The 22,951-nt window shown below is 69.3% G+C and carries 19 protein-coding genes; 10 read left to right on the forward strand and 9 right to left on the reverse strand.

Features of this window, described 5'->3' with window-relative positions; genetic code table 11:
* Positions 1–45 precede the first annotated feature (45 nt).
* The gene (locus BKK79_RS23980; RefSeq protein ID WP_071018055.1) at positions 46–969 is read right to left on the reverse strand and encodes a LysR family transcriptional regulator; all 924 of its coding nucleotides are present in this window, start codon (positions 967–969) and stop codon (positions 46–48) included.
* A gap of 182 nt (positions 970–1,151) precedes the next feature.
* Here BKK79_RS23980 and BKK79_RS23985 point away from each other — a divergent pair, with 182 nt between their 5' ends.
* The 4 genes from BKK79_RS23985 to BKK79_RS42150 all read left to right on the forward strand — a co-directional run bounded on the left by BKK79_RS23985 (position 1,152) and on the right by BKK79_RS42150 (position 5,379).
* Entirely contained in the window at positions 1,152–1,895 is a 744-nt protein-coding gene (locus tag BKK79_RS23985; protein ID WP_071018053.1) for an SDR family oxidoreductase, read from the forward strand.
* A gap of 121 nt (positions 1,896–2,016) precedes the next feature.
* Complete coding sequence (locus BKK79_RS23990) at positions 2,017–3,921, forward strand: bifunctional metallophosphatase/5'-nucleotidase (protein ID WP_071039061.1); 1,905 nt, start codon at positions 2,017–2,019, stop codon at positions 3,919–3,921.
* Between the two features lie 169 nt (positions 3,922–4,090).
* Entirely contained in the window at positions 4,091–4,825 is a 735-nt protein-coding gene (locus BKK79_RS42145; RefSeq protein WP_335582939.1) for a hypothetical protein, read from the forward strand.
* Entirely contained in the window at positions 4,786–5,379 is a 594-nt protein-coding gene (locus tag BKK79_RS42150; protein WP_335582940.1) for a LamG-like jellyroll fold domain-containing protein, read from the forward strand. Before BKK79_RS42145 ends, BKK79_RS42150 begins: the two co-directional genes overlap by 40 nt.
* A 116-nt stretch (positions 5,380–5,495) precedes the next feature.
* On the opposite strand, the gene BKK79_RS24000 is transcribed toward BKK79_RS42150, so the two are convergent.
* Positions 5,496–6,116 (reverse strand): c-type cytochrome, encoded by a 621-nt coding sequence (locus tag BKK79_RS24000; protein WP_071039063.1) that lies wholly within the window; start codon positions 6,114–6,116, stop codon positions 5,496–5,498.
* A 42-nt stretch (positions 6,117–6,158) separates the two neighbouring features.
* Positions 6,159–7,388, reverse strand: a complete 1,230-nt coding sequence (locus tag BKK79_RS24005) for a cytochrome C (RefSeq protein WP_156811540.1) — start codon at positions 7,386–7,388, stop codon at positions 6,159–6,161.
* A 686-nt stretch (positions 7,389–8,074) separates the two neighbouring features.
* Here BKK79_RS24005 and BKK79_RS24015 point away from each other — a divergent pair.
* The 4 genes from BKK79_RS24015 (at position 8,075) to BKK79_RS24025 (ending at position 13,957) form a co-directional block, all read left to right on the forward strand.
* Positions 8,075–8,833, forward strand: a complete 759-nt coding sequence (locus BKK79_RS24015; RefSeq protein WP_071039066.1) for a DeoR/GlpR family DNA-binding transcription regulator — start codon at positions 8,075–8,077, stop codon at positions 8,831–8,833.
* Positions 8,834–9,127: 294 nt separating this feature from the next.
* Complete coding sequence (locus tag BKK79_RS41185) at positions 9,128–9,283, forward strand: hypothetical protein (protein WP_167366700.1); 156 nt, start codon at positions 9,128–9,130, stop codon at positions 9,281–9,283.
* Between the two features lie 49 nt (positions 9,284–9,332).
* The gene (locus BKK79_RS24020; RefSeq protein WP_071018042.1) at positions 9,333–11,594 is read left to right on the forward strand and encodes a phosphocholine-specific phospholipase C; all 2,262 of its coding nucleotides are present in this window, start codon (positions 9,333–9,335) and stop codon (positions 11,592–11,594) included.
* A gap of 104 nt (positions 11,595–11,698) precedes the next feature.
* Positions 11,699–13,957: an alkaline phosphatase family protein gene (locus BKK79_RS24025; protein ID WP_232346436.1), complete on the forward strand. Its 2,259-nt coding sequence runs from the start codon at positions 11,699–11,701 to the stop codon at positions 13,955–13,957.
* Between the two features lie 61 nt (positions 13,958–14,018).
* Here the strand turns inward: BKK79_RS24025 and BKK79_RS24030 are convergent, their stop codons facing one another.
* The 4 genes from BKK79_RS24030 to BKK79_RS24045 all read right to left on the reverse strand — a co-directional run bounded on the left by BKK79_RS24030 (position 14,019) and on the right by BKK79_RS24045 (position 19,065).
* The gene (locus BKK79_RS24030) at positions 14,019–15,719 is read right to left on the reverse strand and encodes a SulP family inorganic anion transporter (RefSeq protein WP_071039067.1); all 1,701 of its coding nucleotides are present in this window, start codon (positions 15,717–15,719) and stop codon (positions 14,019–14,021) included.
* A 176-nt stretch (positions 15,720–15,895) separates the two neighbouring features.
* Entirely contained in the window at positions 15,896–16,630 is a 735-nt protein-coding gene (locus BKK79_RS24035; RefSeq protein WP_071022114.1) for a hypothetical protein, read from the reverse strand.
* A gap of 271 nt (positions 16,631–16,901) precedes the next feature.
* Positions 16,902–17,780, reverse strand: coding sequence for a hypothetical protein (locus BKK79_RS24040; protein WP_071039068.1), 879 nt, complete (start codon positions 17,778–17,780; stop codon positions 16,902–16,904).
* Positions 17,781–18,207: 427 nt separating this feature from the next.
* The gene (locus tag BKK79_RS24045) at positions 18,208–19,065 is read right to left on the reverse strand and encodes a formyltransferase family protein (protein ID WP_071039069.1); all 858 of its coding nucleotides are present in this window, start codon (positions 19,063–19,065) and stop codon (positions 18,208–18,210) included.
* Positions 19,066–19,442: 377 nt separating this feature from the next.
* On the opposite strand from BKK79_RS24045, the gene alr reads away from it, so the two are divergent.
* Positions 19,443–20,588, forward strand: coding sequence for an alanine racemase (gene alr, locus BKK79_RS24050; RefSeq protein WP_071018036.1), 1,146 nt, complete (start codon positions 19,443–19,445; stop codon positions 20,586–20,588).
* Between the two features lie 63 nt (positions 20,589–20,651).
* Here alr and BKK79_RS24055 read toward each other — a convergent pair whose 3' ends face one another.
* A complete protein-coding gene (locus BKK79_RS24055; RefSeq protein ID WP_071039070.1) occupies positions 20,652–21,143 on the reverse strand; it encodes a flavodoxin family protein in 492 nt (163 codons plus the stop codon).
* 174 nt (positions 21,144–21,317) lie between these two features.
* On the opposite strand from BKK79_RS24055, the gene BKK79_RS24060 reads away from it, so the two are divergent.
* Positions 21,318–21,872 carry a lipocalin family protein gene (locus BKK79_RS24060; RefSeq protein ID WP_071018033.1) on the forward strand — a complete coding sequence of 185 codons (555 nt, stop codon included), beginning with the start codon at positions 21,318–21,320 and terminating at the stop codon, positions 21,870–21,872.
* A 45-nt stretch (positions 21,873–21,917) separates the two neighbouring features.
* Here BKK79_RS24060 and BKK79_RS24065 read toward each other — a convergent pair whose 3' ends face one another.
* Positions 21,918–22,898 (reverse strand): GlxA family transcriptional regulator, encoded by a 981-nt coding sequence (locus tag BKK79_RS24065; protein ID WP_071018031.1) that lies wholly within the window; start codon positions 22,896–22,898, stop codon positions 21,918–21,920.
* Positions 22,899–22,951 lie beyond the last annotated feature (53 nt).

Consider the following 22,951-nt stretch of genomic DNA (forward strand, 5'->3'; position numbering starts at 1 on the left):
CGCCCGGCCTGCCTCACCAGCGCGGAGACAAGCCGCCTGCCTCACTCAGCGCGCGTCGAAGCGCGCCGCCAGCCGCTGCTCGCGGAAGGCCTGCACGATGTATTCGATGAACACCTGCGTGCTGCGCGGCAGCAGCTTCTTGTGCGGGTAGTAGAGCGACAGCGGACCGAAGTCCGTGTACCAGCCCGGCAGCAGCCGCACCAGGCGGCCTTCCTGCAGCCAGCGCGCGGCATGGGGCAGCGGCAGCAGCGCCACGCCGTAGCCCAGCATGGCCGCGTGGGCCATGGCGTCCGGGTCGTCGAAGACCAGGCGTGTGCGGCATTCGGCCTGCACCTGCCGGCCGGCCCGGTCGTGCAGCACCCAGGCGCGCAAGCGGCCGGTGGAGCCGGAGCGGCGCACGATGCCGTCGTGCTGTGCCAGCTCGGCGGGATGCGACGGGGCGGCATGGGTCGACAGGTAGGCTGGCGAGGCGGCGACCACGCCGTGCACCTGGGCCAGCTGGCGGGCGATCACCCCCTGCGTGAGTTCGATGCCGCCGCCGATGGCGGCGTCGAAGCCGCCCTGGATCAGGTCGGCCGGCCGGTTGTCGAACTGCCAGTCCGGCACGATGGCCGGATAGCGCTGCAGGAAGCCGCCCAGCATCGGCACCAGGTAATCGCGCCCGAAAGCCACCGCCACGCTGACGCGCAGCGTGCCGGAGGGCTCGCCGTCCTGCTGCGCGGCATGGGCGATGGCGTCCTGCAGGTCGGCGAACGGTTCGCCCACGCTCTGCAGGAACTGCCTGCCGCCCTCGGTCAGGGTCAGGCTGCGCGTGCTGCGCTGGAACAAGCGCAGGCCGAGCTGGGATTCCAGCCGCGCCACGTTCTTGCTGACCGCGGCCGGCGTCAGGCCGAGACGGCGCGCCGCTTCCGAGAAGCTGCCGGCATGCGCGGACTGGATGAAGGACTCGAGCAGGTTGAGGGCTTCCATGAGTAGACAGCGGCTCCGGCCAGGCCGGTTCGGACCGGCTCCGGCCTGATACCAGCAGTTGAAAGTAATGATCCGGATTATCGCCTACCGCACAGGGAATCGGCCGGACATACTGGCTCTACACCGGAACCACGCCGGAACCTCATCGGCAACCAAAACCGCAACCGCAAGGAGCCCACATCATGTCAACTCCCTTCCAAGCCAAGATCGCCTTCGTCACCGGCGGCGCCCGCGGCATCGGCGCCGCCATCGTGCGCCGCCTGGCGCGCGACGGCGCCACCGTCGCCTTCACTTACCGCGAATCCGGCGCCGCTGCCCGTGCGCTGGCCGCGGAGATCGAAGCGCAGGGCGGCCGCGCGCTGGCCATCCAGGCCGATGCCGGCGACGCCGCCGCGCTCGCGCAGGCCATCGACGACACCGCCGCGCGCTTCGGCCGCATCGACATCCTGGTCAACAACGCCGGCGTGCTGCGCCTGGGTGCGCTCGACAGCTTCACGCTGGAAGACTTCGACCGCACGCTGGAAGTGAACGTGCGCGCCGTCTTCGTCGCCGCCAAGGCGGTGCTGCCGCACATGGGCCAGGGCGGCCGCATCATCAACATCGGCAGCTGCAACGCCGACCGCATGCCCTTCGCCGGCGGCGGCGCCTATGCCATGAGCAAGTCGGCGCTGAAAGGCCTGGTGCAGGGCCTGGCGCGCGACCTGGGCCCCAGGGGCATCACCATCAACAACGTGCAGCCCGGCCCGACCGACACCGATATGAATCCGCAGACGGGCGACTTCGCCGAGTCCCTGCACGGCCTGATGGCGCTGCCGCGCCATGCGCATGCCGACGAGATCGCCGGCATGGTGGCCTACGTGGCCAGCGCGGAGGCGGGCTTCGTCACCGGCGCCAGCCTGACCATCGACGGCGGCTTCAACGCCTGAACCCGGGGCGGGAGGCCGCCGGGCAGCCGGCGATGCCGCAGGGCATCGCCGGTGCCATGTCATCAGCACGTCATTTGCATCACGGAAGATACATTGAGACACATCTCAGACACATTCGACCGTGACACGCACTCTTCCCCGCCAGGCCGGCGCCTACTCGCTGGCCCTGCTCTCGACCCTGTTCACCCTGGCCGCCTGCGGCGGCGATGACAACGGCCAGCCGGCCACCCCGCAGGCCACCGCGCCGCAGCCGGCCGCCGAGGCCAAGCCGCTGTCGCTGACCATCCTGCACGTCAACGACCACCACTCCCACCTCGATCCGGAGTCGGTCAAGCTCAACCTGCTGACCGCCAACGGCAAGCGCGAGGCCATCGACGTGGAATACGGCGGCTTCGCCCGCGTGACCGCCGCCATCCAGTCGCTGGCCGGCGCCTCGCGCAATGTATTGAAGATCCACGCCGGCGATGCCGTGACCGGCGACCTGTACTTCAACCTCAGCAACGGCAAAGCCGATGCCGAGATGATGAACACCGTCTGTTTCGATTCGTTCACGCTGGGCAACCACGAGTTCGACAACACCGACAGCGGCCTCAAGACCTTCATCAACTACCTGCACGCCGGCAGCTGCAAGACGCCGGTGCTGAGCGCCAACGTCAAGTTCGCGTCGAGTTCGGCACTGGCCGGCGGCCCGGTCAAGGCCTCGACGGTGGTGGAGCGCGACGGCCAGAAGATCGGCATCGTCGGCCTGACCATCGCCGACAAGACCAAGAACTCGTCCCGTCCCGATGCCGGCACCACCTTCGACAACGAAGCGGTGGCGGCCCAGGCCGAGATCAACCGCCTGCGCGCCCAGGGCATCAACAAGATCGTGGTGGCCTCGCACGTCGGCTACACCGGCGAGCTGGCACTGGCCAAGCAGCTCAGCGGCGTGGACGTGATCGTCGGCGCCGATTCGCACACCCTGCTCGGCCCCAAGGAGCGCATGCAGACAGTGGGCCTGACGCCGGAGGGAGACTACCCCACGCGCGTGACCGACAAGGACGGCAAGCCCGTCTGCGTGGTGCAGGCCTGGCAGTACAGCTACGTGGTGGGCGAACTGAAGGTGGACTTCGACAAGAACGGCGACGTCAGCGATTGCCAGGGCACGCCGCATGTGCTGATCGGCAGCACCTTCAAGCGCGGCGCCACTCCGGTGAGCGACGCCGAAGCCGCGCTGATCCGCCAGGACATCGCCGCCAGCGGCGTGCTGCGCATGACCACGCCCGATGCCGCCGCGGCCGCGAAGCTGGCCACCTACAAGACGGAGAAGGACGCGCTCGGCCAGAAGGTGGTCGCGCTGGCGCCGGCCAACCTGTGCCTGCGCCGCGTGCCCGGCAGCAAGCGCGATGCCACCCGCTCGACGCTGGGCGACGTCTGCAACAAGGACGCCAACGTGATCGCCCACGGCGGCGACGTGCAGCAGCTCGTGGCCCAGGCCTTCCTGGAACGCGGCAAGGCCTTCTTCAATGCCGACATCTCGATCCAGAACGGCGGCGGCGTGCGCATCGACCTGCCGGCCGGCAATGTCACCGTGGGCAATATCTACAGCGTGCTGCCGTTCAAGAACACGCTGGTGCAGCTCAAGATGACTGGCGCCGAGGTCAAGGCCACGCTGGAAGACGCGATCGCGGCGGTGGTCGCCAACAACACCGGCTCCTACCCCTACACCGGTGGCCTGCGCTGGAACGCAGACCTGAACCAGCCGGCCGGCTCGCGCCTGAGCCAGCTCGAGGTCAAGACCGCCTCCGGCTACGTGCCGCTGGACCCGGCCAAGACCTACAGCGTGGTCACCATCAACTTCCTCGCCGACGGCCAGGACGGCTACACCACGATGAAGAGCGTGACCGGCGCGCGCCGCACCGAGGTGGGCCTCGACTACGCCGAAGCCTTCCTGACCTATGTGGACGGCCTGCCCGGCACCAGCAAGCAGCTCAACAAGCTGCCGGTGGCGGACTACAGCACGCAGGTATTCACCGATACGCCCTGATCCGGGATCCGCGCGGCAGTGCGCGGACCGCGGCGGCATGCCAGTGCCGCCGCCTGGCCCTGGCTCTGGCCAGGGTCTTTTTTTGCCTGATTTTTGCCTGATTTTTGCCTGATCCCGGCGGAGACCGCGCCCCGCGGCGCCTCCGCGCCAACCCGCGAAACCTGCAGTCATGGAAAAAACCACCCCCAAGCGTCCCGACCTCGTCGCCGTCGACGGCACCGCCGCGCCAGGCCTCCCCGCCGCGCCCGACGCGCGCCGGCGCAACCTGCTCAAGGCCGGGCTGAGCGCCTCCCTGCTGCCGGTCGGCGGCAGCGCGCTGCTGGCCGCCTGCGCCGGCGGCGATGACAACGCCACCACGGCAGCGCCCGCAGGCGGTGCCGGCACCACGCCGCAGGGACCACAAACGCCGCAGGCGATCTCCAGCTTCGCGCTGGCGGTGCTGCCGGACACGCAGTTCTATGCACGCTATGCCACCGTGGCCGAGAACCGCCAGTTCTCGCGCAAGTTCGGCAGCGAACCCTTCCGCGCCCAGACCCAGTGGGTGGCCGACAACGCCGCCGGCCTCAACATCCCCTTCCTGGTCCACCTGGGCGACGTGGTCGACCAGCAGGGCAAGGAAGCGCAGTGGATGGTGGCCGACGCGGCCATGCAGATCCTCGAGAACGCCAAGGTGCCGTACTCCATCCTGGCCGGCAACCACGATGTGATCTCCAGGTCGTCAAGGTCGGCGAAGTGGTGGCCGACCAGGCCGGCGCCAACCCGGTCCGCCGTGCGCCGCTCAACGTCGACGGCGTGGCCGGCGCGCAGCTCGACGACCTGGTCTGGTCCAGCGACCGCCATCACCTGTCGGCGGCGCCGGGCTCGGTGCAGTTCCGCAATACCGACAAGAACACACCGCGCCTGAGCTACTTCCTCACCGATGCCGCCGCGCCCATCAACGCCGAGACGCTGGCCAACGGCTACACCGTGGAGGCCTTCATCAAGCTCGACAAGAGCTGGAGCGCCGGCAAGCACGCCTGGATGAACATCATGACCCGCGACGGCAAGCGCGGCGACCTGCCGGGCTTCGTCGGCGGCGACCCGGAATCGCCGCCGATGCTGTTCGCCGTCTCCAGCCTGCGCGAGATCCAGTGGGAAGTGGTGCCGGTGCAGGCCGGCAACCGCGACGCCAGGACCAACTGGTCCGGCGAGATCATCGCGGACAAGTGGGTGCACGTCGCCATCGTCAGCGACAACAGCAGCAAGGAGACGCTGCTCTACATCGAAGGCGCGCCGGTGCTGCGCAACACCAGCAACGCCACCGGTGTCGACACGCTCGGCGCGGCCATGCCCTGGGTCATCGGCGGCGGCTCGTGGGACGGCAGCCGCGCGGACGGCTTCATCGGCAACATCGGCGAGATCCGCGTGGTCGGCAAGCCGCTGAAGCCGGCCGAATGGCTCACGGCGCGGCGCGGCTGAGTACGAAGCGGGCAGGCTGCAGAGCAGGCTATGCAGCCCCTCGTCCGCCAGCTCGCGCCGGCGCCGCACCGCTTGCAGGCGTCCGCTGCCGGTGGCGGACTACCCCGACTCGCGCGTCACTGTGCCTGCAAATAGGCTGCGACGGCTTGTGCCTGCTCGACGCTGAGTTGATGTGCTACCGCGCTCATTACTGGCGCGTTACCCCGGGCACCGCTGCGGAATACCTCGATCTGGCGAACGAGATAGGACTGATGCTGTCCGGCCAGGCGTGGAAACAAGCTATTGCCCTGGGCCTGGGCACCGTGGCAAGTAGCGCAGGGGGGGACACCCTTGTCCGGCAGGCCCTGTTCGAAAATGGCTTTCCCTTTGGCCATGACCTCAGTCTCGCCCGCACCACCCGGCGGCGCCTTCTGGCTGGCGTAGTAGTCACCTAGAGCACGAATAGTGTCGTCATCCAGTTGCGAGGCGATTCCCCACATATAGGAGCGAGCATCGGTCTCGCCTCGCTCATGGTGGCGGAATCCCTTGAGCTGCGCCTGGATATACTCGGATGTTTGCCCGTCGAGCCGCGGGAACATGGGCGATTCGCTGTGACCGTGCACGCCATGGCAGGCTGCGCATAACTGCGAGGCAAGCTTCGCGCCATCTGCCGCGCACGTCACCGGGATCGTCAGCACGGCAGTGGCCACGCCGAGCACGACAGCTCTTGACAGGCGAACGACGCAGATATGGCTCATGCTCTCCTCATCGTCAGGAAGAATCGCCTTCGCGCTAATCGGTTAGAACGCGAACCAGGCCAGTAAATAGAGGGTGTTGTTGTCCTGGGCATTCCTGCCATTGCCGTCATAGTTGGCATGCGCCCCATTGAATTTGAGAAACCAGGTGTACTGCAATGCCAGTTTGACCTGCGGGTGGGGCAGATAGTCCAGCTCAAAGATCAGCCCGCGCGAATCCGGATAGCCATTGGCGCTGCCTGTCACCGGCGCTGGTGCGTAAAGACCGGGGTCGGCGTTTCCAGTCGTGGAAAAGTACGCCAGGGTACCCCCGTACTTGCGCTGGTACATATAGGAAGCCCTGGCCTTGAACGTCGTGAGATGGTCTGTCGGATTGGCCGGGGTCGGACCGGCACCGATACCACCACTGGGGAAACTCGCGCGCCAGTTTTGTTTTTCGTAGATCCATGCGGCCTGCGCTGTAAAGGCGTGCGGCAGGGTCAGGTACTGATACTGCGCGTCGAGTGCGTAATCGCTGAAGCGGTCTGTCGGCGTACCCGGCAAGGTGTTATCCGGATAGCGATCCGCGATCATGCCAAAGGTGCCGAGCATCAGGGAATTGGCGCCCCATTCGTGGTTGTAGGCGAGACGCCAATACGGGCTTGCGCCGCTCAGGCGCGCCACCCCTCCGGGGGTGTTGATGTCCTGCCCGGTCCGGAAGACGGATAGCGCTCCGTCAGCCGTGCGGTAGAAGCCGAATTCGGCATAGACGCTGCGTTGCCAGAAGGCATAGGCGGCAAGACCCGCAACCTGCTGTGCCAGCCCGCCATCAATCAGCGTACTCGCGGCGGGCGTGACGGAGACGCTGCTCGACGCGAATGGAAAGCCAAACGCCGGCGTGCTGTTCCACACGTCTGACACGGTGGGGTTGTTATTGACTGTGACGCCGTAAATGAAATCAATATCGTTTTCAGCCAGGTGCCATGCCGCCCGGATATCGGTATTGTCAAGCGCGGCGCGGTGGGCGATGCCATCATAAGTCCATTGTGTGAATGTGCCCACGTGATCGAAGATGCGGCCTGCCAGGAAAACGCTTGCCTGCTGCAGCGCGAGATCGTCATTGCGAACGAAGTCGAAATTAGCCTGATCGACAGTTCGGGACGATGTTCTTGAAACCTGAACCATCGCGGAGAGCGGGATAGTCCGATTGTTCGACAGGGTATAGCCGGTCAGCTTGAAGAACCGCCCGAATGGCGTGAGCTCCGGGAAGTTGACGTGGCAAGCGACACAGGCCATGCCGGTCTGGCGGGCGAAGGCCGGTACTGCCATGCCGCTCTGAGGAAGCGCGGCGATCAGGAGTGCAAATGCAGCGCCGAAGGCAATCCAATACCTCGCACGAGCTTTCATCCCGGGCCTCCCGACCAATCCGATCCCCAGCCTGCAATTTTTTTAACTATATCGGATCGGACTTGGATGGGATGGTCATCCATGCGGCTTAGTTCAAATTACTGGCGGGGTCCTGCGAAGGGTATTCCCGAAACCACGAAGCTATCCGATCACTTGCAAGGGTGGCTAGTCGTGCTTCATGGATGTCGCGGAAAGAACGAGTCTTCTCTGGCCGGAACGGCCACTGAAGATCCGCCGCGAGCGCGGGAGTTCACCAAGCATGCCACCGCTGCGCAGCGCACAGGACAGCGGTATCCATGCGCCTGCCCCGGACCGGAACGCAGCGCTCGATCATCGTCCCCCCGACCATCCCGCCAGGCATCTGCGCGGTCACGTCGGCCTTGTCATGCGCAAGGCGCTCCAGCTCGACCGCAACGCATGCCAACGCATGCCAACGCATGCCAACGCATGCCAACGCTTGCCCATGGTATGTGCAGGTTACGTAAGCTGCCCACGCCTTCTCGGCAGATATCATTTCTTCGTCACATTTGGCAGGTAGATTTTCATTCGAACACAAATCATGAGCGAATGAACAAATGGGCCTGAACCGACGACAGCGAGACATCCTCGACTGGCTGCACGAAGTGGACCGGCTGACCACAGAGCAACTGGCCGACCGCTTCAACGTGAGCAGCCAGACGATCCGTCGCGACATCAACGACCTCGATGAGCAAGGCCTGGTCAGGCGCGTGCATGGCGGGCTGAGCCTGCCGACCCACCAGCACAACCAGAGCTTCCTGCAGCGAAGCAATGTCCAGGTCGAACGCAAGCGCCGTATCGCGCAGGCGGCTGCCGGTCTCATGCAGGACGACGCGACCGTCTTTCTCGGCTATGGCACCACGGTGGCGGAGTTCGCGCGAGCCCTGCCTCCGGACCGGCCGCTGCGCGTGGTGACGAACAACATGGATGCGGTACGGGTTCTGGCCGACAAGCCTGGGATAGAGACCTGGGTGACCGGCGGCAGGCTGCGGCCCGCCGACCGCGATGTGATGGGAAGCGCCACGCTCGATTTCCTGCGCAAGTTCCGCGCGCATTTCGCCGTCTTCGGCGTAGGCGCCGTCAGCGCCGACGGCACCCTCTACGAATTCCAGCCCGACGAAGCGGAACTGTCGCAGGTCCTCCTCACGCATAGCCACCGCAGGCTGCTGCTTGCCGATAGCGGCAAGTTCCTGCGTGAGGCGCCCTGCAGGGTGGCGAGCCTCGAACAGGTCGACCACTTCTTCACGGACGCCGACGCCCCCGCCGACCTGCAAGCGCTGTGCGAGCGCGCGGGCGTGGAGATGCACCTCTGCTGAGCGCCATGGCATGCCGGGCGAGATCGACGACTCGCGTCACGACATGCCCGCGTAGCCCGACATAGCCGATGCAAACGCCCTCGCGCGGCATCGGCAAGAACTCCTGAAGCGTACCGGAACAGTCTTTCCCTCGCAGCCGAGCCTGCTCCAGGGACGCCCCGCTGTTGTCGCAAGACCCGTGCATGGCGACAACTCGATTGACCACGAAGCCCATCGCAACGATCCGCGCTCGGACTGCAACTGACCCATCTCATGACTAGACCGATCCCTACACATCAAGAAACAGGCCGATCCATGCTGGGCATTGGTGCGCTGTGCATCGTGCTGCTGCTGGGCGGCTGCGGCGGCGGCGACAACCCGACGGCGCCCCCTTCCCCGGGCAACCCCGGAAACACCGGCGACGTGACTCCGGCGGCCTGCACCACGACGCACTGCGCGCCGGTACCTTGACCGCGGTACGCCCAGCCTTGTCCGAGCCACCCACCATCGTTCATCCGGTATGACCTTCAATCCTTCCAAGCGCAAGTTCCTGCGCTCCTCCCTCGGCACCGCCGCCGCCATCGCGACGCTCTCGTCCTTCCCGCCAAGCATCCGGCGCGCGCTGGCCATCGAAGCCAACAACGCCACCGGCACCATCCAGGACGTCAAGTACGTGGTGATGGTGATGCTGGAGAACCGCTCGTTCGACAGCTATTTCGGCACGCACAAGGGCATGCGCGGCTACGGAGACCGCTTCCCGGTTCCCTCGGCGAATGCCCCCAGCATCTTCTACCAGTCCTACGGGGCCAGCACGCTCATCCCCTATCACCTCGACGGGAACGCAGGCAACGCACAGCGTGCCGGCGGTACGCCGCACACATGGAACGATGCGCAGGCCGCCTGGGACCATGGCCGGATGGCGGCCTGGCCGAACGCGAAGACGCCGCTCTCGATGGGCTACTACGACACCGCGGAAGTGCCGTTCCAGCGCGCGCTCGCCGATGCCTTCACGGCATGCGATGCCTATCACTGCGGCATGCACACCGGCACGATCCCCAACCGCCTGTTCTACTGGACCGGCACCAATGGACCGAGCGGACTGGACCCGGACACCAACGCGCCCGTGGGGGTCGCCGCGCTGGTCAATGAGTTCAACGGCGGCAACGACATCGGAGCCTCCACCTCCGGCTGGACATGGACCACCTACGCCGATCGCCTGGAACGCGCGGGCGTCAGCTGGAAGGTCTATCAAAGCCTGATCGACAACTTCGGCTGCAATGAAATGATGGGCTTCCGCCATTGGCGCAAGGCCATCGAGCAGATGCCCTCGACGCGCCGGCCGGTGTATGTAGCGACAGAAAGCCTGGCGCAGTCGCCGACGGCCGCCGGACCCGCCTACAACCCCGATATCGACGATGCACTGAGCCCGCTGGCCAAGGGTTTCGGCAACACCATGCCGGAAGGCCTGCTCGAGACGTTCCGCAACGACATCCAGAACGGCACGCTCCCGTCGGTCTCCTGGATCATTCCTCCGTCGCAATACAGCGAGCACCCGGGGCCCTCCAGCCCGGCGCAGGGCGGCTGGTACGTGCAACAGATCCTGGACGCCCTGACCGCGAATCCGGAAATCTGGAGCCAGACCGTGCTGCTGGTCAACTATGACGAGAACGACGGCTTCTTCGACCACCTGCCTCCGCCGAGCGCGCCGTCGCGCAATCCGGATGGCACGCTCGCGGGCGGCAGCACGCTGTCGGACAGCGATATGGCGCCCGAGTACCACACGTACACGCCCGCCACGAGCAAGCAGCCGGCGGCAGACGGCCGCCCGTATGGCCCGGGTCCGCGCGTGCCGATGCTCGTGATTTCTCCGTGGAGCCGCGGCGGGTTCGTCAACTCGCAGATCTGCGATCACACATCGACGCTGATGTTCCTCGAGAAACGCTTTGGCGTCATCGAGCCCCAGATCAGCAATTACCGCCGCGCCGTCTGCGGCGACCTCACCTCGTGCTTCGACTTCGTCAACCCGAATGCCGCCCTGGTGCCGGATCTGCCGGGCCGCACCACCAAGGTCGGCGTCGACGCCCTGGCGATCGCGCAGAGCGCGAAGTCCGCCATTGCCGTGCCTGGCGCCACGCCCGATTCCGCCCTGCCCGCCCAGGCAGCCGGCACGCGGCCGTCGCGCGCGCTGCCCTACGAGCTGCACACCACCATGCATCCGAATGCACAGGCGGGTGCTGTCACGCTGGAATTCGTCAACGCCAGCACCGGCGGCGTGGGCGCGCTGTTCCATGTCTATGACAAGCTGCACCTGGACCTCATCCCGCGCCGCTACCTGGTCGAAGCCAACAAGTCGCTGAGCGGCAGCTGGACACTTCCCGTCGCCGACCACGGCAGGTACCACCTCTGGGTGCTTGGACCCAATGGCTACCACCGCGAGTTCGTCGGCGACCTGAGCGAGACGACGGGCGCGGTGAATCCGGAGATCCAGGTCTGCTACCAACCGTGCGACAACGCCTCGGTGAGCGTCAAGCTGCACAACCGGGGCAACCAGCCCTGCACCTTCACCGTCGCCGCGAACGCGTATCACACGGATGGCCCGTGGTCGCTCTCGGTGGCACCGAACTCGGTGGGCGAACTGAGCTGGCCGGTGGCCAACAGCGGCAACTGGTACGACTTCAGCGTGAGCACCAGCGTATCGCCGACGTTCAAGCGCCGCTTCGCCGGCCGGATCGAAACCGGCAAGGACTCCGTCTCGGACCCGGCCATGGGCATGGGCGCATAGCGACGATGCCCGGCCGGCCCGCCGCCCATGCCGCGGCGGGCCGGCCTTGCGCCCCACGACGGACTCCAAGGTCTCCCATCTTCCCCTATTGGCTATTCCACGACATGACCATCCACAGCAATGCATTGCGCGCGGGCGCCGGCCCGCAGACGCCGGCCGCGGCGCACGGGTGCGCCGACCGCGCCGCCACCGCGCGCCGACGCCCGGCACCCCGTCGCCGGCCGCTGGCCCGGCTCGCCGGTTCCCTGGCCCTGGCCGGGCTGATCGGCGGCGCCCTGACGGCTTGCGGCAGCAGCGACGACAAGACCGCCTCCGCCGAGTTGCCTGTGCCCGGCGCCGGCACTCCCTCGGCGTCCACGACCACCTTGGCCAGGCGCACGCTGCTCGTCGATCTTGACGGTGTCACTTACGACGCCTTGCGCCAGGGCATCGCCTCGGGCCAGTTGCCGAATCTCGCCAGACTCCAGCCGCAGCTCGCCTACAGCGGCGGCGTACTCAACGACGTGAGCCAGCAGCCGAACCTGGATGCACCCGGATGGGCGACGCTGCTGACGGGCACCTGGGCGAGCCGGCATCGGATCTTCGCGATCGCGCCCGGCCAGAAGCCCGCCGTGCCGACCCTGTTCAGCCTGGCCAAGGCATCCGGCACGAGCCGGACAGGGGCGGCGGTCGCCTCGGCACCGCTGGCGACCCTGCTGGCGCCCGATCATGCCGCGGGCGCGCTGGACACGCTGGCCAGCTGCGCCCAGGACGCCACCCCGGACGACTGCGTCACGCGCAATGCCATCCAGATGATAGGCAGGGGCGACTACGCGACCGTCGTCGCCCAGTACCATTCCGCCGAGGACGTGGCGCTGAACGATGGCCTGGCTTCGTCTCAATACGCGCAGGCGCTTGCCCGACTGGACGCGGCGGTCGGCACGCTCCTGTCGGAAACGGCGAAGCATGCCGACAGCCAGTGGCTGGTGGTCGTGGCCTCGAGCCACGGCCTGAATGCCAACGGCCGCGCCGACGGGTTGCCCGAGGTGCCGCAGTCGGCCGCGTTCATCGCCGTCAACCAGGACGAGAACAATGGCCAGCGGGGATCGACCCCGGCGCTGCCGGCAACCGTCGCGGGGTTGTATCGGTACGCCAGCATCGCGGACGTGACCCCCACGATCCTCGCCCATCTGAACAAGACGCCGGCCAATCCGGACTACGCGATGGACGGCGCCCAGTTGATCGGCGCGCAACCCCCGACGCTTGCCGTCCAGATTGCCGAGGACAACACGACGCGGGCCCGGGCCGTGCTAGCGTGGAGCGCGCCCGCGAGCGCGGCCATCACGCTCATGCGCGATGGCAAGGAGATCGCCAAGCTGCCCGCAGGCACGACGACGTACACCGACCCGCTCGCCGACCGGGCCGAACTGCAGACCGGCAAATACCGCTTCAGCTATGCCGTGATCGCTGGCACGGCGGCCCGCGCCGTGCTCACGCCTCAGATTTCGTACATCAAGGCGCAACCCCCTGTCCCCCTCGCCGCCACCCTGGTCAACGGGCTGACGGTCTACTACCCCTTCGGTCAGGACCCGCAACTGACGGCGCCGGTCGATGCGCTCGGCCACAGCACGATGGGACCATGGGCGGCCGATGCCAATGGCGGCGCCATGACCGCCGACCCGCTGGGCGGCCATGGCCTGTTCATCGATACCAATATCGCGAATGCCGCCGGCTACGACGGTTACCGGCTGACACCGCAATCCTCTTCGCAGGACGTGGTGAACAGCGCGGTGGCCAGCGGTGGCGCCTTCTCCATCGGCTTCTGGTACAAGGCTCCGGCGTGCAGCACCAACACGGTCGGCGAGCCCATCTTCAGCAACAAGACGGGCTACGCTACCAGCGGCGGCACCGCGGGCATCATCATCAGCATGTTCGGATGCGGCGCGGAGTTCAACGTCGCGGACGGCTCCCACCGCACCGACACCAACAGCCCGTACATCCCCTTCAGCGAGAACCAGTGGGTGTACTTCGCGCTGGTGGTCGATGTCGGCGGCAAGACCATGTCGGGCTATGTGTTCGATCCCATCCTGGGCAACCAATCGCAGACCCATGCATTCGCCGCCGGCATGGTTGCCGCGGCACTGGCCGGCGTGAACCAGTCGAGCGAAGTCGGCTTCGGCCTGGGCGAGGATGGAACCGGCAAGTTCTACATGGCCAAGAACGGGCAGAAGGCCGGCTCCTACAATCCCAGCCTCGCCACGACAGACAAGCCCATGCAGATGGCCTTCTCTGACCTCGCGATGTGGAACCGCGCCTTGACGCAGGATGAGCTGAGCTCGATCTTCCTGTCGCAGAAGCCGCTGTCCGGCTTGCTGGCGAAGTAGGCGGAATCCGGCGCACGCGGGCGGACCTGGCCTTCCAGGCCGCCCGTTCGCACGGCGGCGCCTAAGCGGATGCCGCCCCCAGCGAGCGCACGCACTCGTCCACGCTGAGGTCGTGCAGCGACTCGCGCGGCAGGGCCGGAGAGGCGGCACGGATCAGCACGTCGAGCACGGGCGGCTTCAGGCGCACCAGCAGCAGGCGCTGGCCGTCGGCGGCCACCTGCGCCGCGAACACTTCCAGCGCCTCGATGGTCGAGCCGTCGATGTCGGGCGACTCCTCCAGGCTGAAGATCAGCGTATGCAGCCCCTCGTCGGCCGCCTGGCGCAGGTGCCGCACCGCGGCCAGCATGCGCTCGACGTTGGCGAAGAACATCGGTGCCTCCGGCCGCACGATCAGCACGCCGGGCAGGCGCTGCGCCTCCGGGTGGGCGGCGATATCGACATAGTCGTGGCCGCCGTCGAGCCGCCCGAGCTGGCTCACGCGCGGCTCGGAGAAGCTGCGCAGCGTCAGCGCCAGGCTGACGCCGATCGCCACCAGCAGCCCGTCCAGCACGCCCAGCAGCAGTACCGCGGCGCAGGCCGCGATCACCAGCAGGCGGTCGCGCCGCCAGGCCCAGTAGGGCCGGAACACGGCCGGCCGCAGCGTATGGCTGACGGCATGGATGACGATGGCGGCCAGCACGGCCTCGGGCGTCAGCGCGAGTTGCGGCAGCAGCAGCGCGACGATCAGCGCGATGACGGCGGCCGCGCACCAGCCGGCCAGGCGAGACTGCGCGCCGGCGGCTTCGTTGGCGGAAGTGGCGGAGAAACCCGCGCCGACCGGCGCGCCGTGCAGCACGCCCGAGCCGAGGTTGGCCAGGCCGAGCGCGATCAGGTCGCGGTCGGGCTGGGTGCTGTCGCCGTGCTTGAGCGCGAAGCTGCGGATGGAACTGTAGGACTCGGCGTACAGGATCAGCACCAGCGCGATCGCCAGCTCGCCCAGGCGCAGCCACTGCGCGCGCGGCAGGTCGGGCAGGCCGAGGCGGAGGTCGGCCAGGTCGATGGCGCCGACCTGGCCGATGCCGAAGTGCTTCAGGTCGGTGGCATAGGCCGCGGCGACGCCGAGCACGATCACCACCATCGGCCCCGGCACCCGGCGCCAGCGCGCCAGCGCGAACAGCACCAGCAGCGCCGCCAGGCAGGCGGCGAGGGCGTTGAGGTTCCACGCCGGCAGTACCTGCAGGAATTCGTAGCAGAAGCGCGGCAGGTCGTTGTGCGCCGGGTGGACGCCGGCCACCCCGGCGACCTGCTTCAGGATGATGGTGATGGCCAGCCCGAAGGTGAAACCGCGCAGCACCGGCTTGGCGATGAAATCGGTGATGCCGCCCAGGCGCGCCAGCCCGGCCAGTATCAGGAACACGCCGGCCAGCGCCACCAGCGCGGCGCCCAGCGCGAGCCGCTGGCCGGCATCGGCGCCGCTCATGGACAAGGTCGCCGCGGCCAGCACCGCCGCCGAGGACGAGGTGGCCGAGACCACCGCGAAGCGGCTGGTGCCGACGATGCCGTAGGCCACCAGGCCGACCAGCAGCCCGATCAGGCCGGCTTGCGCCGGCAGGTTGGCGATGCCGGCATAGGCCACCGCCTCGGGCAGCAGCAGGCCGGCGATCGAACAGCCCGCCACCACGTCGCGGCCGATGCGCTGGCCGCGCGTCAGCGCGCCATCATCGGCCGGCCCGGAGCTGTCGGGCGGGCGGCTGGAAGCAGGGGCGGCGGGTGCATGGTCCATGGCAGCAAAGAGCGTAGCGTCGTCGATCCGCCCATTCTGCCAACAACCGGCGCCGCGAGAAAGCCGCGCACGGCGGCGCCGGCGCACGCTGCGCGCGTGCCGCCACGCAGGCCTCCCCGCTCCAGGCATGATGCGGCGCGGCATGCCGCCCGCCGGCGCCGGCCTGGCCGCTTACCTCAGCCGAGCGGAATCTCGAAGATCCACTTGAAGGTCCAGCGGTCGGTCGCGCGCGTCAGGCCACGGCCGATGCCGAAATTGAAGACGAAGGGCTTGCGATCGACGTCGAAGGCCAGGTAGACGCTGTGCTGCTCCTGGTGCAGCGGCAGCGGATGGTTGACCGGCCCGAGGTCGGCGTAGTACTCGACCCCCGCAGCCAGTCCGCGCGCCACGGTGCGCGCCACCTTGACGCCCGGCGCGGCGTCCGGCACACCGCTGCGGGCGGTGCCGGACAGGTTCCAGTCCAGCACCGGATTGACCGCCCACAGCCAGCGCGCGTCCTGGTGGCCGTAGATGGGGCGCAGTTCGAGTGCGTTCTGCGAGGCCTCGAAACGCGGGCCCACATGGGCCAGTTCGACGTTGATGCCGCCGAAGCTGCCGACACCGTCCTGCGGCTGCAGCGGCATCCACTTGACGCGCAGCTTGGGGCCGGTGACATAGAAGGTGTTGTCGCGCGTCAGCGTGGTGGGGATGTAGAAACCGAACTCCACGGTACGCGTCAGGCCGTAGGAAAACTCGGCGGTATAGCGCCAGCCATGCGGCGTAGTGACCTCGCCCGGATAGCTGGGCGTGCCAATGCCGCTGGGCGTGGTATTGACGTGCAACTCCAGGCCGAGCTGGCCTGGGGCATTGATGTCGCCGGTGTAGACCTGGATCTCGTCGGGCAGCACTGCGCGGGCCGATGGCGGGAACATCGCCAGCGCCGGCACAATCGCGATGACCAGCGCCACCTGCGGAGGCGGCAAGCGTCGACGCAATCCTGGCTGCGGGCATGTCGGCGGCATCGTGCGTCCCCTGTCTCTTTCATCGCAGCATAGGACAGGACGGCGCGCCGCCACGCAATAACCCCGTGCGGCGAATCCGAACGCGCGTGACTCGCATTCGCATTCTTGCGCGCCCCGGCCACCGCAGGTGGCGACAGCCGGGGCGCCGGCGGGACGCCCGCGCGGGCGTCCCGCATCCCGCTTACAGCGCGCGGGCCACCAGCGTGGTGCTGCCGGCGCTGCCGGTCACGGTGCCGACCACACCGTTGACCAGGCCCGTGACCGGCGCCAGGGTGCTGCCCAGCACGGGCACGTTGCCCAGTGCACCGGTCGCGGTCTTCACCACGCCGCCGACTGCCGCCAGCGGGTTGCCGGCATTGCTGCCTGCCGCGCCGGCCACGGTACCCACCACGCCGTTGACCACATTGGTCACCGGAGCGATGGCGCTGCCCAGCACCGGCACATTGCCCAGCGCGCCGGTGGCGGTGCCGACCAGGCCCGTCACCGCGGCCAGCGGGTTGCCCGCATTGCCGCCGGCGGCGCCGGCCACGGTGCCGACCGCGCCATTGACCGCGCCCGTCACCGGCGCCAGCGCGCTGCCCAGCACCGGCACATTGCCCAGTGCGCCGGTGGCGGTGCCGACCAGGCCCGTCACCGCGGCCAGCGGGTTGCCGGCATTGCCGCCGGCCGTGCCGGCCACGGTGCCGAGCACGCCATTGACCGCGCCCGTCACCGGCGCCAGCGCGCTGCCCGCCACGGGTACGTTGCCGAGTGCGCCGGTCGCGGTGCTCAGCACGCTGGTGATCGGCGTGATAGGCAGGCCGCCGGAGCCGCTGGCGGCGCCGCTGACGGCGCTGACCACGGAGGCGACCGCGCCGGTGACCGGGGCCGCCGCGCTGCCCAGCACCGGTACGCTGCCCAGCGCGCCGGTGGCAGTGCCGACCACGCCCGTCACCGGCGCCAGCACGTCGCCGACCGGCAGCGCCGGCAGCGAGACGGACTGCGCTTGTGCCGCATTGACCCAAACCGATGCTGCGAAGGCGAGGCCGGCCACCTTCCAGCACGATTGCAGCTTGTTCATGTACTAGTCCTTTTTCGATGAGTTGTCGTCGCGCGGCGGCACCATGCCGCTGCGTCTCCGAGATGCCGGCGGCCGGTCCGCAGCGGGTAGCGGGCCGGGCCGGTCGGCGTGCGGACAGCGCAGGAGACGTGCCAGCCCATGCCCGCGTGCCGGCCGCCGGTGGGCGGCGACGCGCGCACGGCATCCGGCCGAGGCCGACGGCCGAAAAATCAAGGACTTGGCGCGGGAAGGCGGCGGCGGGGCAGGCGACGCCACGGGCGGCGTGCGCGCCCCGGCAGAGCGGAATCGATGTGGCGTGTAACGTTACGCAGAAACATTTTCGTTACGGCGCACGCCAGGATTGGCGCTGCGGCCGGCGGCACCGGAGCGGGCCGCAGCGTGCGCGGACGGACGGCGCGAGCGGAGTGTGCAGAACGCGCCCCGCGCCCTACGTGCCCAGCCCGTGGCGCGCGGCGGCCGGCAGCGCGCTCCATTCGAGCAGGGCGACGAAGCCGTCGCGCGCCGCCACCACCAGCTTGCGCCGGTAGTGATGCACGATCGTGCCAGGCTCGAAGGCATGGGGCTCGGCCCAGCCGGCGGCGCGCCGCACATAGAGCGGCGCTCCGCCGAGGACCGGCGCGATGCATTCGTGCGGCCCGCAGGCGCGCGCCACGCGCAGGTTGTCGGCCACCGGGCGGCGGAAGTCGAGCGTGCGCTCCGCATCGGTGATGCGCGGCCAGTAGCTGCCGGCCGCCTGCGCGCGCCGGGCCTGCCAGAGGCCGGCGAAGTCGCGCGCGACGCGGCCGGCCAGGCGTGCGGCGGCGAGCTGGAGCTTGAGCTGGAAGGTCTCGTGGCACTCCTCCGCGGACAGCGCCACCGGTTCCGCCGCCAGGATCTCGCCGGCGTCGAATTCGGGGGCCAGGCAGTGGCAGCTGACGGCCCAGGCGCGGCGCGCTTCCAGCAGGGCACGGAACAGTGGATAAGGCCCGCGCCCCTCCGGCAGCGGCGAGGGGTGGAAGTTGACGGCATGGCGCAGGTACGCGCGCCAGTCCGGCACGCGCCAGGCATGGCCGGCCACCACCAGCACTTCGCAGCCTTGCTCGGCCAGGACACGCAGATCGTCGGCACGGATGGCGGACATGCGCACCGGCACGCCGTGCCCCTGCGCGCGCGCCACCACTTCCTCGTTGAAATCCTGGCGGTTGTCGACCGGCATGGTGAACACGGCCAGCGGCTGCCAGCCCGCGGCGACGAAGGCGTCGAACACGCCGCACCATAGATCGAAGCCGGCAAAGGCGAAACGCATCCGGCCCTCCTTCCTTGTCACGATTGCGCCGTTGCCGGCCCAGGCAGGCATGCTAGCCAGCCGGGGCGCGGCGCAAGGGCCGAACTGGACGGCACTCCGAGCCTATTTAAGCGGCCGTAACCGAGCGGTAACGGCGCGTAAGACAGCGCCGAGCCGGACTGCCGCATGGCGCACAGGCAGGTACATGGCGGATACAAAGGCGGGCGTCCGCCCGATCCCGGCTGCCGGCGCACAGGCGGCAGGTTGGCGGCGCCCGGGGGCGCAGCAAGCTTTCCTGTTTTTCCAGATCAAATTGGAAACAATGCCTGCCTGGTTGCTCATACGATAGCGTGGTTTGCTGGAAACAGCCCCACCGCCATCGACCCGCCCCTGCCCCCATGCCGCGCCCGATCACCGCCACCATCCACCTCCCCGCCCTCGCCTCCAACCTCGCTGCCGCCCGCCGCGCGGCGCCCGCCTCGCGCGTCTGGGCGGTGGTCAAGGCCGACGCCTACGGGCACGGCATCGAGCGCGCCTATCCGGCGCTGCGCGCGGCCGACGGCTTCGCCCTGCTCGAACCCGCCGAGGCGGCGCGGCTGCGCGCGCTGGGCTGGAACAAACCCATCCTGCTGCTGGAAGGCTTCTTCGACGCCGCCGACGTGGACCGGCTGGGCGAGCTCGGCCTGAGCACGACGGTGCATGACGAGGCCCAGTTGCGCCTGCTGGAGGACGCTTCGCGCGCGCGCCGCCTTGCCCCGCGCTCGCTCGACGTCTGCCTGAAGCTGAACACCGGCATGAACCGCCTGGGCTTCGACCCGGCCGGCTACGGTGCCGCCTGGCGGCGCCTGCAGGCCATCGAGGCGGTGCGCTCGGTCACGCACATGACCCACTTCTCGGACGCCGACGGCGACAAGGGCATCGCCGCGCAGATGGCGGTCTTCCACGCGGCCACGCACGGGCTGCCGGGCGCCGCCTGCGTGGCGAACTCGGCCGGCACGCTGTGGCATGCCGGCAGCCGCATGGACTGGGTGCGGGCCGGCATCATGCTCTACGGCGCCTCGCCCGCCGGGCGCTGGGAGGACGTGGCCGCGCAGGGCCTGCAGCCCGCCATGACCCTGAGCAGCCGCATCCTGGCCGTGCGCGACGTGCCGGCCGGCGAGGCGGTCGGCTACGGCTCGCACTACGTCGCGCCCGCGCGGCGCCGCATCGGCGTGGTGGCCTGCGGCTATGCCGACGGCTACCCGCGCACGGCGTCCTCGCACGCCGGGCACTTCGCCCCGGTATGGGTCGACGGGGTCGAGAGCCGCACGGTCGGGCGCGTCTCCATGGACATGCTCGCGGTCGACCTGAGCGACTGCCCGGCGGCCGGCGTCGGCACGCCGGTGGAACTGTGGGGACGGCACGTGCCGATCGACCGCGTGGCGGCGGCCGCCGGCACGCTCGGCTACGAGTTGATGTGCGCGGTCGCCCCGCGCGTGCCGGTGATGGTGGAAGCCCTGCCGGCACCGGCCGAAGAGAACGCCGGGATGGCCCTGGCCGGCTGAATCCGGCTGGCCGCGCCCGTCCGGCGCAGGGAGTGGCGGGCGCGGCGGGCGCGGCGGGCGCGGCTAGAACACGCCCAGCGCCAGGCCCGCCGCCAGGCCCGCGCCCAGCTCCGCGCAGCGCGCCAGGTCATCGGCCTCGACGGTCTTGGGCGCGAGGATGCGCTCGGGCGTCTGCGCATGGGTGCAGACGATGAGCCCGGCAGCGACGCTCTTGAGACGCCAGCCGGTGGCGATGCGGTCGATCTGGCGCAGCGCGTTCTGGCCGTCGCTGCCGGCGCAGATCATGGCGGCGTAGGGCCGCCCGTTGACGCGGTCGAGCGCCGCGTAATAGCAGCGGTCGAAAAAATCCTTCATCAGGCCCGACATGGTGGCGAGGTTCTCCGGCGTGGCGAACAGGTAGCCGTCGGCCGCCAGCACATCCTCGGCGACGGTGTCCTGCGCGCGCTGCAGCCTGACCTCGACACCGGCCTGCGCGCGCGCCGCCGCGGCCGCCGCCTCGGCCATCTGCCGGGTGCCTCCCGTCATCGTGTGGTAGATGATCAGCAGCGTCTTCATGTGCGCCCGCCTGTGCCGTCATGCATCCGTCATGCACCCGTCGTGGATCCTGCGCAGACTCTAGCACGCCGCCACCGGCGCGGTGCCCGCCCGCGGCGACTGGTGCTATCGTTGCGGCGGCGCACGGCACCGGCCCCCGGTGCCGCCCGCCTGTCCCGCCCAAGGAGCCTCTACATGTCGTCTTTCCGGATCCCGCTGCTCGCCTGCGCCGCGCTGCTGTGGCTGGGCCCCGCGCACGCCGCCGAGCAGGCCGCGGCGCCGCTGCAGCCGGTACCGGCACTCGCGGTCGAGCGCTATCTCGGCACCTGGTATGAGATCGCCAGGTATCCGAACCCCTTCCAGCGCGAGTGCATCGGCCACGCCACCGCGACCTACGCGCTGGCCGCCGGCGGCAAGCTCGCCATCACCAACCGCTGCAGCAACCGCAGCGGTGGCACCAGCGAAGCCGACGGCGTGGCGCGCCAGGTCGGCGGCGCCGCCTCGGCGCGCCTGCAGGTCCGCTTCGCGCCGGCATGGCTGGGCTTCCTGCCCTTCGTCTGGGGCGACTACTGGGTGATCGACCTCGACCCCGACTACACGCTGGCCGCCGTCAGCGAACCGAAACGCCAGTACCTGTGGATCCTGTCGCGCACCCCGCACGTGGACTCGGCGCGGCTGCAGGCCCTGGTGGAACGGCTGGCCGCCCAGGGCTTCGACATCGACGGTCTGGAATCCACGCCGCAGGACTGAGCCAGCGCCCCACGCCGCCACCACGCCGCCACCACGACTCAACCACTACGCCGCCACCCCCGCCTGGCGGAAGCGGCCCGGATTGGCCCCCGCCACCTTGCGCATCAGGCGCCGCAACGCCGTCGCATCCTGGTAGCCGACCGCCTCGGCCACCTGCTCCACCGTCATCCGGCTGCCCTCCAGCAACGCCCTGGCGCGCCGCAGCCTGACGCTCTGCACCAGCGCCAGCGTGCTCTTGCCGGTGGCCTTCTGCACATGGCGCGCCAGCGTGCGCTCGGACATGCAGAAGGCCCGCGCCAGTTCCGCCACCGATGGCGGCGCCGGCAGCGCCGCCTCGACCCTGGCCGCCAGGCGCGCCACCAGGTCGTTGCCGCTGGCCATCGCCTCCGGCACGATGAAGGGCGCCTGTGCCTGGCGGCCGTCGACCAGCAGCATGCGCGCGACCTGCTCGGCCAGCGCGCTGCCGCAGCGCTCGCGCAGCAGGTGCAGCATCAGGTCGGTCTGGGCGAAGGCCGCGCCGGCGGTGGTCACCGGGCCGTCGGCGCACACCATGCGGTCGGCATCGACGCGGCACGCCGGCGCCATCGCCTGCAGCAGCGGCGCCAGCCACCACGAGGTGGTGGCGCGCCGCCCCTGCAGCAGGCCGGCATCGCGCAGCAGGAACACCGCCGAGCAGGCGGCGGCCACGGTGCCGCCGGCCGCGGCGTGGCGCGCCAGCGCGGCCGCCACCGCACCCGCCTCGGCGCTGGCCAGGCGCGCCCGCAGCGCCGCCGGCGTGGCCAGCCCGAGCCCGGGCAGCACCCACAGCGAGCGGTCCCGGCCCGCGCGCGCCGGCAGCCGCGCGGTCTGCACCGACAGCCCGCCCTGCAGCCGCACCGGCCCGCCGGCGAGCGAGCACAGGCGCCAGCGCGGCGCAGCCACGCCCGCCCGGGGTGCCAGCGCCGCAGCCGCCGCCAGCATGTCCTGCGTCACCGCGACGCTGCTGGCATAGGCCCCTTCGAGGATCACGACGGTGAAATCGTGCATGTCGGATTTCGCTTGAAACGAGTCATTTCAGACGCTGCCATTCTGCCCCTGCG

It is taken from the genome of Cupriavidus sp. USMAA2-4 (genome assembly GCF_001854305.1).
Lineage (GTDB): Bacteria > Pseudomonadota > Gammaproteobacteria > Burkholderiales > Burkholderiaceae > Cupriavidus > Cupriavidus malaysiensis.